The 14,762-nt window shown below is 36.8% G+C and carries 14 protein-coding genes; 8 read left to right on the top strand and 6 right to left on the bottom strand.

Translation table 11 applies throughout. The features are described from left to right. Genes HXY53_07440 through HXY53_07415 form a run of 6 tightly spaced genes read left to right on the top strand, consistent with a single transcriptional unit; the run spans position 1 to position 5,609 of the window. Complete coding sequence (locus tag HXY53_07440; GenBank protein ID NWF76382.1) at positions 1 to 489, top strand: purine-binding chemotaxis protein CheW; 489 nt, start codon at positions 1 to 3, stop codon at positions 487 to 489. Then, positions 464 to 2,449, top strand: a complete 1,986-nt coding sequence (locus tag HXY53_07435) for a HEAT repeat domain-containing protein (protein NWF76381.1) — start codon at positions 464 to 466, stop codon at positions 2,447 to 2,449. The genes HXY53_07440 and HXY53_07435 overlap by 26 nt, the downstream gene beginning before the upstream one ends. Positions 2,450 to 2,472: 23 nt before the next feature. Further along, positions 2,473 to 3,342 carry a protein-glutamate O-methyltransferase CheR gene (locus HXY53_07430; GenBank protein ID NWF76380.1) on the top strand — a complete coding sequence of 290 codons (870 nt, stop codon included), beginning with the start codon at positions 2,473 to 2,475 and terminating at the stop codon, positions 3,340 to 3,342. Then, entirely contained in the window at positions 3,335 to 4,384 is a 1,050-nt protein-coding gene (locus HXY53_07425) for a chemotaxis response regulator protein-glutamate methylesterase (GenBank protein NWF76379.1), read from the top strand. Before HXY53_07430 ends, HXY53_07425 begins: the two co-directional genes overlap by 8 nt. Positions 4,385 to 4,398: 14 nt before the next feature. Continuing rightward, complete coding sequence (locus HXY53_07420) at positions 4,399 to 5,220, top strand: GAF domain-containing protein (protein ID NWF76378.1); 822 nt, start codon at positions 4,399 to 4,401, stop codon at positions 5,218 to 5,220. A gap of 20 nt (positions 5,221 to 5,240) precedes the next feature. Continuing rightward, positions 5,241 to 5,609, top strand: a complete 369-nt coding sequence (locus HXY53_07415) for a response regulator (protein ID NWF76377.1) — start codon at positions 5,241 to 5,243, stop codon at positions 5,607 to 5,609. Here HXY53_07415 and HXY53_07410 read toward each other — a convergent pair. Continuing rightward, positions 5,604 to 6,182 (bottom strand): response regulator, encoded by a 579-nt coding sequence (locus HXY53_07410; GenBank protein ID NWF76376.1) that lies wholly within the window; start codon positions 6,180 to 6,182, stop codon positions 5,604 to 5,606. The two genes, HXY53_07415 and HXY53_07410, sit on opposite strands and share 6 nt — an antisense overlap. Before the next feature lie 43 nt (positions 6,183 to 6,225). Next, positions 6,226 to 7,023 carry a nitroreductase family protein gene (locus HXY53_07405; GenBank protein NWF76375.1) on the bottom strand — a complete coding sequence of 266 codons (798 nt, stop codon included), beginning with the start codon at positions 7,021 to 7,023 and terminating at the stop codon, positions 6,226 to 6,228. A 206-nt stretch (positions 7,024 to 7,229) separates the two neighbouring features. Here HXY53_07405 and HXY53_07400 point away from each other — a divergent pair, with 206 nt between their 5' ends. Further along, positions 7,230 to 7,940, top strand: coding sequence for an ABC transporter ATP-binding protein (locus HXY53_07400; GenBank protein NWF76374.1), 711 nt, complete (start codon positions 7,230 to 7,232; stop codon positions 7,938 to 7,940). A 12-nt stretch (positions 7,941 to 7,952) separates the two neighbouring features. Next, positions 7,953 to 9,599 carry a hypothetical protein gene (locus HXY53_07395; GenBank protein NWF76373.1) on the top strand — a complete coding sequence of 549 codons (1,647 nt, stop codon included), beginning with the start codon at positions 7,953 to 7,955 and terminating at the stop codon, positions 9,597 to 9,599. Here the strand turns inward: HXY53_07395 and HXY53_07390 are convergent. The 4 genes from HXY53_07390 to HXY53_07375 all read right to left on the bottom strand — a co-directional run bounded on the left by HXY53_07390 (position 9,596) and on the right by HXY53_07375 (position 14,641). Beyond that, positions 9,596 to 10,888 carry an IMP cyclohydrolase gene (locus HXY53_07390; protein NWF76372.1) on the bottom strand — a complete coding sequence of 431 codons (1,293 nt, stop codon included), beginning with the start codon at positions 10,886 to 10,888 and terminating at the stop codon, positions 9,596 to 9,598. The two genes, HXY53_07395 and HXY53_07390, sit on opposite strands and share 4 nt — an antisense overlap. A gap of 17 nt (positions 10,889 to 10,905) precedes the next feature. Then, on the bottom strand, positions 10,906 to 11,685 hold the full coding sequence (locus tag HXY53_07385; protein ID NWF76371.1) for a YkgJ family cysteine cluster protein: 780 nt from the start codon (positions 11,683 to 11,685) through the stop codon (positions 10,906 to 10,908). Between the two features lie 7 nt (positions 11,686 to 11,692). After that, positions 11,693 to 12,373 (bottom strand): hypothetical protein, encoded by a 681-nt coding sequence (locus tag HXY53_07380; protein NWF76370.1) that lies wholly within the window; start codon positions 12,371 to 12,373, stop codon positions 11,693 to 11,695. A gap of 222 nt (positions 12,374 to 12,595) precedes the next feature. After that, positions 12,596 to 14,641, bottom strand: a complete 2,046-nt coding sequence (locus tag HXY53_07375; protein NWF76369.1) for a sodium-translocating pyrophosphatase — start codon at positions 14,639 to 14,641, stop codon at positions 12,596 to 12,598. Positions 14,642 to 14,762 lie beyond the last annotated feature (121 nt).

Genomic DNA, 14,762 nt, shown 5'->3' with positions numbered 1-14,762 from the left:
ATGGAAAAGTTAAAAAAATTTGCTGTTTTCAGAATTGGTGAGCAGGATTTTGGTATTGAAGTAATACGGGTTGTAGAGATTTTGAACATGCAAAAGACCCATACAATCCCCGAACTTCCAGATTTTATTTCAGGTGTAATTACTGTAAGAGGTGAGGTGATACCTCTGCTCGATCTAAGAAAACGCTTTAATGTTAAATCTCCTGAAGAAGAAGGACGCATTATCATTGTTAAGTATGACAGCGAAAAGATTGGGCTTCTGGTCGATGATATAAAAGAAATAATTTCTTTTGGTACCGAAGAAATAATTACTCCCCCGTCAATTTTTAAGGGAGTGAAAAAAAAATATCTATCAGGACTTGGTAAGAAAAACGAAGGAATTATAATTCTTCTCAACATTGATGATCTTCTTACATCGGAAGAGAAAATATTCCTGAAAAATTCTGAAAGGTCTTTAGAAGAAAATGCAGGATCTGAGAAACCTCCTTAAAAATGCCGATATTGAGATAAGAAGGGAAGCACTTGAGACTCTTAAGGGAAAGTCAGGGGAAGAATATGTAAATCTCCTCCTAATGGCTATGGAGGATACAAGTTGGAGAGTCAGGAATACTGCTATCGATATCCTCCTTGAATATTATCCTGTTGAATCTTATATTCATGGGTTAATACAATTACTCTATCAGGAACATAATGCAGGCGCAAGAAACTCTGCAATAGAAGTACTTATAAGGCTAAATAAAAAAGTAACACCTTATCTTATTGAGGCATTCAATACTCCAAACAGGGACGTCAGAAAGTTTATCATCGATATACTTGGAGGATTCAAAGATACCAGATCCATTCCGCTTATGCTAAGCGCTTTGAAGGATGATGATGAAAATGTGCGTGCAACCGCCATCGAGCATATCGGGAAGATAAGAGAATCTTCTGTTATTAATGCACTAATAGAAATAATCGAGAGTGATGACATTTGGACATCTTATCCTGCTACAGATGCATTAGGAAGAATAGGAGACAGGAAAGCAATCCCAGCCTTGAGAAAGGCACTTGAGAAAAAAACACTAAGAGCACCTGCAATAAAATCTCTCAGCCTTATAGCAGACAATACCACACTTCAGGACATCATCCCTTATCTAAAAGACAATGTAAAAACTGTTCAAGAAGAAGTTCTGCTCGGGATTGTGCGATATTATCACAAAGGCGTGAGTGAGGATTTTATTACAGGTGAAATCAGAAGAATAATCGGAGAAAATGCAATAGATTACATAATACCTCATACGAAATCTAACAAATATGAGGTAAAGGCTTCCGCTATACTCCTCTTAGGATTAATGAAGGATAATAGGGCTTATAATGCGCTCCTTGAGATATCCCAGGAGGAAAATTTTGTTGATGATGTAAAGAGAGCTTTTGTCTTTATAGGAAAGGAGAGCCCTGAATCTCTCCTAAAACTATTCGAAACAGATAATATTTATCAGAAGCGCATCATGTGCGAAATAGCGAGTTGCATAGCATCACCAGTTTATTATCCTATCTTAGAAGAATTACTGAAAAATGAAGATGGACATATACGCTCTATTGCTGCCACAGGACTTTCAAAAATCGGAGACCCTAAAGCCATGGAACCAATTAAAAAACTTCTTAATGACCCTTATGAGGATGTGCAGGAAGCTGCAGTTGAAGCTCTCTCACGTTTCAGGACATGGCTATCTGTTATAGATTACATTAATTTGTTACGTGATAGGAATCCTACTCTTAGAAAAAATGCTGCTCTAATTTTAGGGAAAATTGATGCTAAAGAAGCAATACCTGCTCTGGAATTCGCTCTTAAAGACAGTGATGTGCGTGTTAGAAAAGCATGTGTTGAGGCATTCTCGCTTTTGAAGACCAAAGACTCGGTAAAATCACTGATTCTTGCACTAACTGATGAGGACCCTCAGATAAGGATCTCATCTGCTCTAAATCTCGGAAGTATTGGCGGTGAAGGCATTTTAGAAGCCTTGTCTTTTCTTATATCTGATCCAGTTGATGCAATTAGAGTAGCTGTATCAAAAGCTTTCGGTATGCTTGCAGATAAAAGAGCTGTTCAAAATCTAATCAAACTTCTATCAGATAAAAATGGATTTGTTGTAACAACAACAATAGAATCTCTGAGCAAGATAGGAGGGAATGAAGCAAAATTAGCTTTATTGAAGATGATAGAATCTCCGGATAAAGAGATAAAAAGAACTGCGATAAAGGCTCTTGCCTCTTTTGAAGGTATCGAAGAAAAATTATTTCCCTTTCTCAAAGATCATGACTGGGCTACAAGAATGGCCGCAGTAGAAGTACTTGGGCAGAGTGGAAAAGATTATATACGTAAAGAATTAGAAAAAATTCTTGATGCAGAAGAAGACCCTATAGTAAAAAGGATGATTCAGGATAGTCTTGAAAAGACAAAAAGTCAATAGTCAGGATAGGATGAAAGGGTTATATGTTTGAAAAAGAAGATGTTTTTCCATTATCTGTTGATGTTTTCAGACTTATTAGAGATTTTATACGAGATTATTGTGGGATTTTTTTTGATGATAATTCACAATATCTGCTTGAAAAGAGACTTTCAAGAAGGCTAAAAATTCACCAGTTTTCGAATTTCAGAGATTATTTCAGATATCTTTTATACGATAAAAACCGGGACGAGGAACTTTCAGCGATTATTGATATACTGACTGTGAATGAGACATATTTTTTCAGGGAACAAAATCAGCTTAAGGCGTTTAGTGAAGAGATACTTCCAGAAATCAAGGAAAACAAAAAAAGTCAAAAAAAACTCAGGATATGGTCAGCCGGTTGTTCAACGGGAGAAGAACCTTACACAATTGCAATGCTCGTTCTCGAGAAAGGACTTTTCAATAATTGGGATTTAGAGATATTTGGAAGCGACATCAATCAAAGGGTGTTACAGATTGCAAGGAGTGGTGCATATAGAAAAAACTCTTTTCGAACAACTGAACCATATTATATAAAAAAGTATTTCAGGGAAGAAGAAAGTTTTTTCAAAATTTCTGATTCTATTAAACAATACGTAAATTTTACACATCTAAATCTACTTGACCCCTTTAAAGTTAAATTAGTTGGAATCATGGATGTTATTTTCTGTAGAAACGTATTAATCTATTTCGATCATCCTTCAAGGAAAAAAGTAGTAGATATGTTTTTCGAAAGACTCTCAGAAGGGGGCTATTTACTACTTGGACATGCTGAGTCTTTGATAAATATAACAACCGCATTTACACTAAAACATTTGAAATATGATATGGTATATCAGAAACCTATAAAAAAAGGAGTTCATATTGATGTCTAAGACCCGAGTTCTCATTGTTGATGACTCTGCATATAGCAGGCAGATAATCAGGAGAACCCTTGAATCAGATAAAGGCATTGAAGTGGTAGGTGTTTCATCTGATGGTATAGATGCTATGGCAAAGACTATTAAAATCAAGCCCGACATTATAACACTCGACCTCGAAATGCCTGAAATGGATGGTTTTAGTTTTCTCAGATGGCTGATGAAAAAGCATCCTATTCCGGTAATCATTGTCAGTTCATACTCTGATTCAAAAACCGTTTTCAAGGCACTCGAACTCGGGGCTGCTGACTTCATAGCAAAACCATCAAGAATAGTATCCGCAAATTTACAGAATTTACAACAAGATTTGCTTAGAAAGGTAAAGGGAATAAAAAATTTTCGAATAGATAGATTGAGTAAAAATCTTAATCTTCTTGAAGAACGCACTTCAGGAATCTCGCCACCTGAAAAATTATCATGTGAAATAGAAGCAATTGGTATAGGGTCATCTACAGGTGGTCCAGCCGCTTTGAAAATAATACTTTCACGCCTCCCAGAAGATTTTCCAGCAGGAATTGTTATAAGTCAGCATATGCCAAAAGGTTTTACAGCCTCTTTTGCTGAGAGGCTGAATGGGATTTCTAAGCTATCAGTAAGGGAAGCTAAAGATGGGGAAGAAATAACAACAGGGAAGGTGCTAATCTGTCCTGGCGGATTCCATATGCTCTTCAAAAAAAGGGGGCGCAGAGTTGTTACATCTCTGAAGGAGTCAAAGACTACAGATAAATATGTCCCTTCTGTTGATATGATGATGTCTTCGCTTGCAGATATCTACGGGAATAAAACAATGGGTATAGTCCTGACAGGTATGGGAAATGACGGTAAAGGTGGTATGCTGGAAATTAAGAAGAAAGGAGGGTATACTATAGTAGAATCAGAAGATACTGCTGTTGTTTTTGGTATGCCCAATGAGGTTATTAAATCAGGCGCTGCAAGCAGGGTGTTACCTTTGCAGGAAATACCTGAAGAACTTACAAAATTGGTTACAAAAAATTAGCACTTGAGGGCTTGATGGAAAAAGAACCTTTTTACACGAAAAAAGCAGATGAATTTCTCCAGATTTTCAGGAGAGGCGAAGAATTCACTAAAGAATTAATAAAAGAAAATGAGCGATTGAGATTCAGGATTGCACAGCTCGAAGAGTCTCTCGTGAATACAGGAAATGAGGAACGAATAAAGATATATGAAGATAGAATAAAGATGCTCGAACAGGAATTAAATTCTCTCCTTGAAAGATATAGAAAGACAGAGGAAGAGAATAAGGATTTTGCATCGAAATATGTAGAGGTAGAAACAGAAAATAACAATCTTGCAAATCTCTATGTCGCAAGTTATCAGCTACACTCAACTCTGGATTTCAATGAAGTTCTAAGGATTGTAATTGAAATCATTATAAATCTCATTGGTGCTGAAAAATTTGCAATCATGCTCATGGATGAAAAAACGAATGAGATGATTCCAGTTGCAGCAGAAGGTATATCACTCGCAGAAATTCCCAAGGTTAAGATCAATGAAGGCATCATAGGCAAAGTAGCAAAAGAAGGTGAGAGTTATTTTTCGGAAAACATACCGAATGTAAAATCTATAGACCTGGAAAAACCTATTGTCTGTATTCCACTCAAGATTAAAGAACATGTAATTGGTGTAATTGTAATATATTTACTTCTTATCCAAAAAAATTCTTTTTCGAATATTGATTATGAACTTTTCAACTTGCTTGCCGGTCATGCAGCTACTGCTATTTTTTCCTCAAAATTATATACTCAGTCTGAAAGAAAGCTTTCTACAATTCAGGGTTTTCTCGACCTGCTGAAGGAAAAACCCAAAAAATAGGATAGGGAAAAGGAGGTCTTATGCCGAACATTCTTGTCGTTGAAGATTCACCAACAATGAGACAACTAATCTCTTTCGCTATAAAAAGAATTCCTGATTCCAGAATTATTGAAGCCTCTGATGGGGTTGATGCATTAAAGAAACTGTCAACCGAAAAGATTGATATTATTCTTGCTGATATTAACATGCCAATAATGGATGGACTAAAATTAGTAAACCTTGTTAGAAGCAATCCCTCTTATAAACATATACCGATAATCATGATCACAACTGAGGGCGCAGAGGAAGATAAAAACAGAGCTCTCGCTATGGGAGCAAATGCTTATCTTACAAAACCTATTCAAACGCAGGATCTAATGAAACTCGTAAGCAGTTTCATCACATCATAAACTCTGGCACTTTGGGCAGAAAAACCTTCCGGTAAACCACTCTTCTTCGTGTGAAAAATCAGGTATTAATTTAAGAAGCATTGATGAATGGCATTTCTGGCAGATAAAGTCGTTAAGTTTGTAGTCTAATGCAAGTTTCTTAGCGTCATAAGCATCTTGTTTAATATCTAAAATATATTGAATAACATCTTGAGCTTTAGGTTTATGGCTCAGTATCTTTTTTATCTGTTCAATTACTTCATTTGGCTTTGTAGTAGCTTTAACAACGTAGCCTGATGCTCCAAGATTTAGAGCTTTCTCAACCTCTTCAGGCTGTCCCTTTGCTGAAAAAACAAGTACAGGAATGTTGGATAGTTTTGGATCAGTTTTGATAATCTGGAGAACTTTATAGCCATCCATGATGGGCATCATTAAATCAAGTAAAATTATATCGGGCTTATCCTCAGCAAGCTTTTTTATTGCTTCCATTCCATTATCAGCTGTGATCACAATAAACTGATCCAGTATCAGTTTATTTTTATACATCTGTTGTATGACTTTTGAGTCCTCTACAAGCAATATTTTGTTTCTCATTTGCTAAATTTTAAAAAGCTTTTACCATTAAGTCAATATAAATTTATTGATTTGAGGTCTTAAATCTTGCAACCTGTGGAGGCTGTAAAAATTCCCACTCACCTTTCACTCCACATTGGAAGGATGCAACTTCAATGTGAAGCATAGCAATACCACAATCAAGACGTTTCGGAATATTATATGTATCTTTCATATTATCAACAGAAATTGTAATGCTGTTACTATCAACAAAGAATCTCCAGGGTTGGCGGTTAACTGCTGAAGGAGCAATTTTTGCTGATTCAAGGGCTTTCTTCATCCAAAAAGGCCATTTAGATTCTTCCAGTCCTTTTACTAATTCACTCAGTGGTTTCCTCTGGTGAGTCATTCCGAATCCTGTCATTATTTTCTCTTCAAGAGAAACTTTTTCTGCTGCAAAACCAACCGGTGTTACAGCAAAAACCTTTTCATTATCTTTGATTTCAGCAAGAGAGGCCGCTACCTCAGGTCTAAAGAATCCACCTACCCAACACGTGCCGATTCTTAATGAAGTAGCCTCAAGTATAATGCCCTCACCTGTATATCCTACTTTTTCCGGCATATGATAATCCGATCTATCTCCAATAAAGGCCACTATGGCAGTTGCACCTTTTATTTTGCCATAATGACCGATAGCTCCCTTAAAAACCTTATCTGCAGATTGGTTTATTAAAACAGCCCTTACTCCTTCGAAAGGTCTGAATTCCTCACAAATGGCATTAATTCTTAAGAGTAAATCTGGGGGGATAGGCTTTGAATCAAAAAGCCGCCGTGATCTCCTGACTGCTATAGCATCATACCACCTTGAATATGGGATATCCATTTAATACTATTTTGCCTTTTTCTTTTTCATTGAGAGAACAAGAATCGCAGAAGCACCTATACCTGTCAGGACACGTGCAATAGCACCAGAAAACATGATACATTTCTTAAGAATATTAAATCCTTTTGTCATATACCCCATAGTTAAATAATACCATTAAAAACGGTCAAAAGAAATGGCTGAGGAAATGATGTAGAATAAATCTTATGATAATCATTGAAAATGTTAGCAAGGTATTTAATAAAAAATGGGCAGTAAAAGATCTTAATCTTCGGACTGAAAAAGGAGAAATTTTTGGACTGCTCGGACCAAATGGTGCAGGGAAAACGACTACAATTAAGATGATGACAGGGCTTTTGAAACCAACTGAAGGCAGGATATTGATTAATGGCTTTGATATTGTAAAAGAGCATCTTCAGGTCAAATCAATTCTTGGATATGTGCCTGATAAGGCATTTCTATATGAGAAGTTAAAAGGACGTGAATTTCTTACATTTGTTGCATCCATTCACAGAATAGAAAAATTCTCAGCAACTCAGAAGATTGATAAACTTCTCGAGATATTCGGCATAAAGGATGTTGGAGATGAGATAATAGAAAGCTATTCGCAGGGTATGCGGCAGAGATTGCTCTTCTCATCTGCCCTGATACACAATCCAAAGGTGCTACTGATTGATGAACCTTTTGTTGGTCTTGATCCATTCGGCGTTATTATGATTAAGGAAGTTATACATAAATTGCGTTCAGAAGGTGTATCAATTTTTCTTGCAACTCATAGCCTTCATATTGCTGAAGACTTATGTGATAGAGTAGGACTTATTAGCAATGGCTCTTTAATCAGCATAATAAATAAGGAAAATTTTAAAACTAAAGGTGACCTGCAAAAATTATTTTTGGAAATGACTGAAAAAAGGTAAAGGTAATTTCTATTGAAAACTGAACTCTTGCTCCTTATACCAAAAATTATATCTCTAAAAAATTCTATAACCTTAAAAGCTTTTCTAAAAAGGCTTCCTTTTCTATTAATTGGCATTGCATTCTGGATATTGTTTTACATAGGTTCATATGAAGTTATAAGTTTTATTCGAAATGTTCATTTCTTTGGCGAAATTCTTTCCAAAAAATTTCTCTCAATCATACTCTTCAGTCTCGGCATCTTTTTAATTCTGAGCAATATAATTACTGCCCTGTCTTCTTTTTATCTATCAAAGGATATCCCGTTTCTTATTCAAATGCCTATCAGGACACAGGCAATCTTGAGAGCAAAAACAATAGATACAATTATAAATTCTTCATGGATGGTCATATCATTCATACCCCCGATTTTTATTGCGTATGGCATCAATTATCAGGCTACCCTTATGTTTTATATAATTCTCATTATTACTTTTATTTCTTTTCTATTTTTATCATGTGGAATAGGGATAATAATCGCTCATCTTCTCACAAGGATTTTTTCTGCAAAAAAAATCCGCCTAACATTACTTGGCATGGGTCTCCTGCTTTTCGTAACTTTCTATACATGGTTTAGATCTCAATGGCAAATTGACCTTCAAAGTTATGACAGATTTATACAATTATTCTTTAATATCAGAATTGACTTACCCTTGTTACCAAGTTACTGGATAACAGAATCTGTTTTCCCATTATTGATTAAAGAAAAACCTGATATAAGGTACTTAATGCTTATTCTTAGCATTTGGCCTTTCATTATTCTATTGTCAGATGCCATAGGAAAAAATTTATATGTATCCAATATTGAGAAAATTCAGCCATCTAGACACTGGAAAATAAAGACAAATAAAAACAGATTCTATCCAGGATATGGTTTCACAATTATATGGAAAGATGTGAAAATCTTTTTAAGAGATACTGGACAGTGGTCACAGTTACTGATCATCGTTGCGCTCATGTTCATCTATCTCTATAATTTTAAAACACTTCCCATCACCTCGATCGCCGTGATATTCCCTTTCATAAAAGAATTGATGGTCCTTATCAATATGCTAATGGCTGGGCTCATTCTTTCTGCAGTTGCAGCACGATTTTTATATTCTTCTATTAGCCTCGAAGGCATGGCATTCTGGGTACTGAAAACTGCTCCAATAACTATGAAAAAGCTGCTCTGGTCAAAATTTTTTTATGGACTTATTCCTGTAATGGTCATCCTGTTAACTATTGTCCTCATTTCAAATATCTTGATGAATACTGACCAAAATCTACTGATCATTTCCATAATTACAACAATTATACTCTGTATTTCTATTAGCGGCCTCGGCATCGGTATGGGTGCTCTTCTCCCTAAATTTAAATATGACAACGTAGCTTCTATATCAATGAGCCTTGGTGGGTTACTCTTTATGATTTTTTCTTTTCTTGTAGTTCTTATTACAATCTCTATAGAAGCATGGGCTTTTTATATTTACAAAAGAGTTGCTTTATTTGATATACCCATAGGGCTTAAAGAAAAAGTCCTGTTTGTTTTTTCAGGCGCGGGGATTCTCATACTTAACGCCATCACCTTTTTCCTTCCGATGAGAATGGGGAGAAAGCATCTTGAGGGAGATATATATTAGTGTTTAAATGCCCTCTGACCTGTAAATACCATTGTAACCTTTGGATTTGCTTCATTACAGGCTGTAATTGATTCAAAATCCCTTTCAGAGCCACCTGGCTGAACAATTCCTGAAATACCCTCCTTAATCGCAACATCAACTCCATCCCTGAAAGGAAAAAACGCATCTGAGACCATTATTGAACCAATCAGACCGCCTTTTTTCTTCTGCGTTTCCTCATCTATCTCAAGGAGTAAATCTTTTCTCCTTTTTCCATTTCTCACATCAAGTTCAAAAGCTTTATATGGTATTCCATATCGTTTATAGCATAATGCATCAGCATATTTTGTATATGCTTTAAAAATTGCAATTTCAGCAACACCTACTCTGTCCTGTTCACCGGTCCCGATACCTACAGTCACACCATCTTTTACATAAATAACCGAGTTCGAGGTTATACCCTGTTCCACGCTCCAACCAAAAATCATATCAGAATATTCTTTTTCTGTTGGCATTCTTTCGATAATATATTCTTTCCCCTGATAAGTTGTCTTTGCAGGCAGAAAGTCATCCTTTGACTGAATTTTATTCAACGGGGATTGCTGGACAATAACTCCCCCATCAATTAGCGATTTAAAATCAATATACCTAAGGGTTCTGTATTTCGCTAATTCATAAATTTTACTAATACGTATAATCCTCAGATTTTTCCTCTTCGAGAGAATATTCACAGTTCCTTCTTCAAAATCAGGTGCAGCAACCACTTCCAGATAATTTCTTGCAACAAGTTCGGCTGTTGCTTTATCCATTGTTCTGTTTAAAACCAGACACCCACCAAATGCAGCAATTCTATCAGCCATATTTGCTTTCTCATATGCATCAGATAGTGAATTTCCATATGCAGCACCACATGGATTGTTATGTTTTAGGATAACCGCTGCAGGTCTGTCCATAAGAAATTTGAGGATATTCAATCCATTGTCAAGATCAGTAAGATTAGTTTTTCCAGGATGCTTTCCTGCTTGTATCATATCTTCTTCAGTAATACTGCTAACAAGTCCATTAGCCGGTTCTATAAACTGGCATCCTCCAAGGACAAGATTACCATTTATTAATTCATAAAGCGCGGCTTCCTGCCCAGGATTTTCACCATACCGAAGACCCTTTTCGATCAGTTCTCCTGTTTTCTCATCTAATATTTTCCATGTTCTTTTTTTATATATTAAAGTCTGCTCTCCAAATCGAATAATCATCTCATCAGGAAAATGATCAGACATTATTGTGCGATACATTTTTTTAATATCAGACATGAAACCTCCTTCTTTAGTTATTTTTGTTTCTTGTAATCCTCCCTCACCTTCATCGTTTCTTCAAGCAGGAGAATATATTTTGAATATCTGAAACCGAGTTTCATTAGAGCAATATCGTCAGTCTTTATATTTTCTACTTCGGTCGGTTCAATCTCAAAAATGTCAAGGAACCTGCTCTCAAAAATAAATCTCCTGAACCGCTCCATATCATAGCATGCAGTATAAATCTGTGCCTGTTTATTAGAATCAAGGGCTTCCATTAAGGGATTTCTCCTTAATTGGATCTCTTTCCACTCTCTGTTCATCTCATCATATATATCAACTCCCTGGTCAGATCTCCAGGTCTGTATTGTCCATTTAGTATTTTCCTGGTATCCAAAACAATGTGGTTCTTTAATAAAAAAATAAAACTCTTCATTAACAGGTCCCTTATCCGTTCCCTTTCTGAGGGTTCCCTGACCAATCGGATAATAGCGACAGTTAGCTGGACGGTCTGTATAAATAGTACACCCTTCTGGTGTAACAAATGGACATTTTTTTTCATCGTCATTTAACATCTTCAATCTTACCAAAGGAAGTGTAGATTTCTCATCAATCTCCATAACTGTATATTTTTCGAGAAATTCTTCAGAGCTCATACCGAGTCTCTTTTTCATTCTCACAATATCGTATGGGGTAAGAAGTATATTGATCTTACTACAGCATTTTGTAAAACACTTAATACCTTTGTGGCATCTAAATTTAAATCCTGAGTTCATTGAGAGCTTTGATGGCTCTACATCCTTCATGCTTGGCAATGGCATTTTAGTTTAATCCTTTCTGTTTTATCTTCAAAAGTTCTTTGATAGCAAACTCATCAGCGAGTTTTTCCGATCTTAAATGAAGTTCTTTTAATTCTCGCCTCCTTCGAGCAGCCCTTCTCCCACCAGATAATGAATGATTTACCAGTGCAGTTATATAACATTCATTACCTGCCTTTTTGGTGTGTCCAATTTCATGTAAAAAGAGAAATGTATAAAGCTCATCAGGTAATATTTCCGTACCGATATCTTTACTTATACGGGCGCTTACAGCCTTTCTATCTAAATCTGGATTCAGGTAAATATTATACCCGCCGTTATGTCCTTTCGACAGAGTATTGTAAGCAAGTTTTCCATTGCTCCATCCAGAACTGGTATCTCCTTCAAAACCTATATAGTTAATATTGTATTCTCTTGCGTAATGTAGCAAGATATCAAATTTCATAAATTTTTGAAAAAAATTTATCTTATCAAGGTCTTCTGAAATATTTTTCACAAAGATTCCATTATATGTCTTTGGTTCTTCAGCTTCTGCAGTCCCCAGAAAAGGGAGACGGAACAATAAGGTCTTTTCATCGATCCTATTAACTCTAATAGCACTCATTTTCAGCATGAAATAAAGAATGCCTATCCCTGCGAGAAACCCAATTATAAGAGGTAAAAGAATACAACTATTTGTTATCATCACATTATATTACCACTCAAACAAACCATGAGCCTTAAAATATTATCATTGCTTGACTTTGAAACTGTGTCATAATGGGGTTTCTTATCATTTCTCTCTCGAATTTGCTGAGAGTTGTAGCAAAAATGTAAACCACTTTAAAACCAGGTATTCTTCTATTTCTATCATAACAAAAAAGGCCGATCCCCATAAATGGAGGTCGGCCTTCTATCATGTCTATAATTATGCTATGAACGGAACAATAAGTAAGGCAACAATGTTAACAACCTTAATCATCGGGTTAATAGCAGGACCGGCTGTATCTTTATATGGGTCACCCACGGTATCACCCGTAACAGCAGCTTTATGAGCATCAGATTTCTTTCCACCGTATGCACCATCTTCAATATACTTTTTGGCATTGTCCCATGCACCACCACCGCTTGTCATTGCAATTGCCATAAATAATCCAGTGACAATACTTCCAATAAGAACCCCACCGAGTGCCTCTTTGCCTATTAGAAAACCAACGATTATTGGAGCTGCAACTGGAATCAGTGCAGGAATCATCATCTGCCTGATTGCTCCTTTTGTAACAATATCAACGCAAGTGCCGTATTCAGGTTTTGCCTTCCCTTCCATAATACCAGGTATCGATCTGAACTGTCTTCTAACCTCCTCAACAACACCACCAGCTGCCTTACCAACAGCCTCCATGAGTAAAGAACCGAAAAGGAATGGCAATAAACCTCCGATAAAGAGCCCAACAAGAACCTTAGGATTTGATAGGTCAAACAATATTGCCTCACCAAATGATCTTGAATATTCTGCAAACAGAACAAGTGCTGCAAGACCCGCTGAACCAATAGCATAGCCCTTAGTAACTGCCTTTGTTGTATTTCCAACTGCATCAAGAGGATCTGTAATTGCACGTATTTCCTTTGGTAGTTCAGCCATCTCTGCAATACCACCAGCATTGTCTGTAATAGGACCATATGAGTCAATTGCAACAACAATTCCTGTCATAGAAAGCATTGATACTGCGGAGAGCGCAATCGCAAAAAGTCCTCCGCCTGGATTGCCTGAGAAACCGCCTCCAAGCCAGTATGCCCATATTATTGCACCACATATGACAATAACTACAGGGCTTGATGACTTCATGCTTACAGCAAGTCCTGCAATAATATTTGTAGCATGTCCTGTTTGACTTGCTGCTGCAATATGTTTAACTGGATTGAAACTCTTTGAGGTGAAATATTCAGTAATCATAACAATGAGAGCCGTAAGAGCTAATCCGATCACTGCCGTCATAAACACTCCTGTTGCTGTATATGTCTGTTGAACACCTTCTAATCCTAAAAACCATCGAGAAGCAAAATAGAATGCTATGGCTGCAAGTATACCTGCGGCTGCAAGACCCTTATATAGAGCTCCCATAATATACTGACTTTTGCCAAGTCTAACAAAATAAGTCCCAATTATTGATGCTAGGATTGATATCCCACCAATTAAAAGCGGAAATAAAATCCATGGACTATCTGGACCAAAAACTGTTTTTGCAAGCAACATCGCAGCTACAAGAGTAACGACATAGGTTTCATATAGGTCTGCAGCCATACCTGCACAGTCACCGACATTGTCACCAACGTTGTCTGCAATAACAGCAGGATTTCTCGGGTCGTCCTCAGGAATTCCTGCTTCAACTTTACCAACAAGATCTGCCCCTACGTCTGCTGCCTTTGTGTAAATACCACCAGCAATACGTGCAAAGACACTCATTAATGAACAACCAAAACCAAGTCCGACGAGTGCATGAAATGCCTTATCAACTTCAGCCTCAGCAGACCTGACAATTAAATAAAATCCTGCAATGCTGAGAAGTCCAAGGCCGACTACCATGAGTCCGGTAACTGAACCACCTTTAAAAGCAAGTTTCAGAGCATTATTCAGACCACCGAATGCAGCTTGTGCTGTGCGGACATTAGATCTAACTGTAACCATCATCCCAATATATCCAGTTGCAGCAGAGCCAAATGCTCCGAGAAAGAATCCAGCTGCTGTCCAGAAACCCAGAGTAACCCATAGGATTCCGAGAATGATAACACCGACGACTGCAACAGTTGTATATTCACGTCTCAAAAATGCCTGTGCACCTTCACGCACTGCATTAGAAATAAAAACCATGCGCTCGTTACCAGTGCCCTGTTTCATGACCCAAGCTGTTGTAGCAAGTGCATAAACAACGCTTGCTACACCGCAAAGTAAAGCAAAATAGATTATTTGATTCATATACCCTCCTTCCAGTATGGATTAATTGTCACGCTAATCATGGCTATTGTAATTAATGCCATAAGCTATTTTTTCTAAATCCTATTTATTTTCACCCCCTTCGCTATAAAATATTCTTCCA

The organism is Nitrospirota bacterium (assembly GCA_013388455.1).
Classification (GTDB): Bacteria; Nitrospirota; Thermodesulfovibrionia; order Thermodesulfovibrionales; family SM23-35; genus JACAFF01.
This window is presented reverse-complemented; position numbering and strand designations above follow the sequence as displayed.

What these genes read in the sequence shown, in the direction of transcription:
- HXY53_07405 (NWF76375.1), bottom strand. Translation starts at nt 7,023, where the DNA reads ATGGATATCCCATATTCAAGGTGGTATGATGCTATAGCAGTCAGGAGA.
- HXY53_07430 (NWF76380.1), top strand. Translation starts at nt 2,473, where the DNA reads ATGTTTGAAAAAGAAGATGTTTTTCCATTATCTGTTGATGTTTTCAGA.
- HXY53_07410 (NWF76376.1), bottom strand. Translation starts at nt 6,182, where the DNA reads ATGAGAAACAAAATATTGCTTGTAGAGGACTCAAAAGTCATACAACAG.
- HXY53_07420 (NWF76378.1), top strand. Translation starts at nt 4,399, where the DNA reads ATGGAAAAAGAACCTTTTTACACGAAAAAAGCAGATGAATTTCTCCAG.
- HXY53_07440 (NWF76382.1), top strand. Translation starts at nt 1, where the DNA reads ATGGAAAAGTTAAAAAAATTTGCTGTTTTCAGAATTGGTGAGCAGGAT.
- HXY53_07425 (NWF76379.1), top strand. Translation starts at nt 3,335, where the DNA reads ATGTCTAAGACCCGAGTTCTCATTGTTGATGACTCTGCATATAGCAGG.
- HXY53_07400 (NWF76374.1), top strand. Translation starts at nt 7,230, where the DNA reads ATGATAATCATTGAAAATGTTAGCAAGGTATTTAATAAAAAATGGGCA.
- HXY53_07380 (NWF76370.1), bottom strand. Translation starts at nt 12,373, where the DNA reads ATGATAACAAATAGTTGTATTCTTTTACCTCTTATAATTGGGTTTCTC.
- HXY53_07415 (NWF76377.1), top strand. Translation starts at nt 5,241, where the DNA reads ATGCCGAACATTCTTGTCGTTGAAGATTCACCAACAATGAGACAACTA.
- HXY53_07435 (NWF76381.1), top strand. Translation starts at nt 464, where the DNA reads ATGCAGGATCTGAGAAACCTCCTTAAAAATGCCGATATTGAGATAAGA.
- HXY53_07375 (NWF76369.1), bottom strand. Translation starts at nt 14,641, where the DNA reads ATGAATCAAATAATCTATTTTGCTTTACTTTGCGGTGTAGCAAGCGTT.
- HXY53_07390 (NWF76372.1), bottom strand. Translation starts at nt 10,888, where the DNA reads ATGTCTGATATTAAAAAAATGTATCGCACAATAATGTCTGATCATTTT.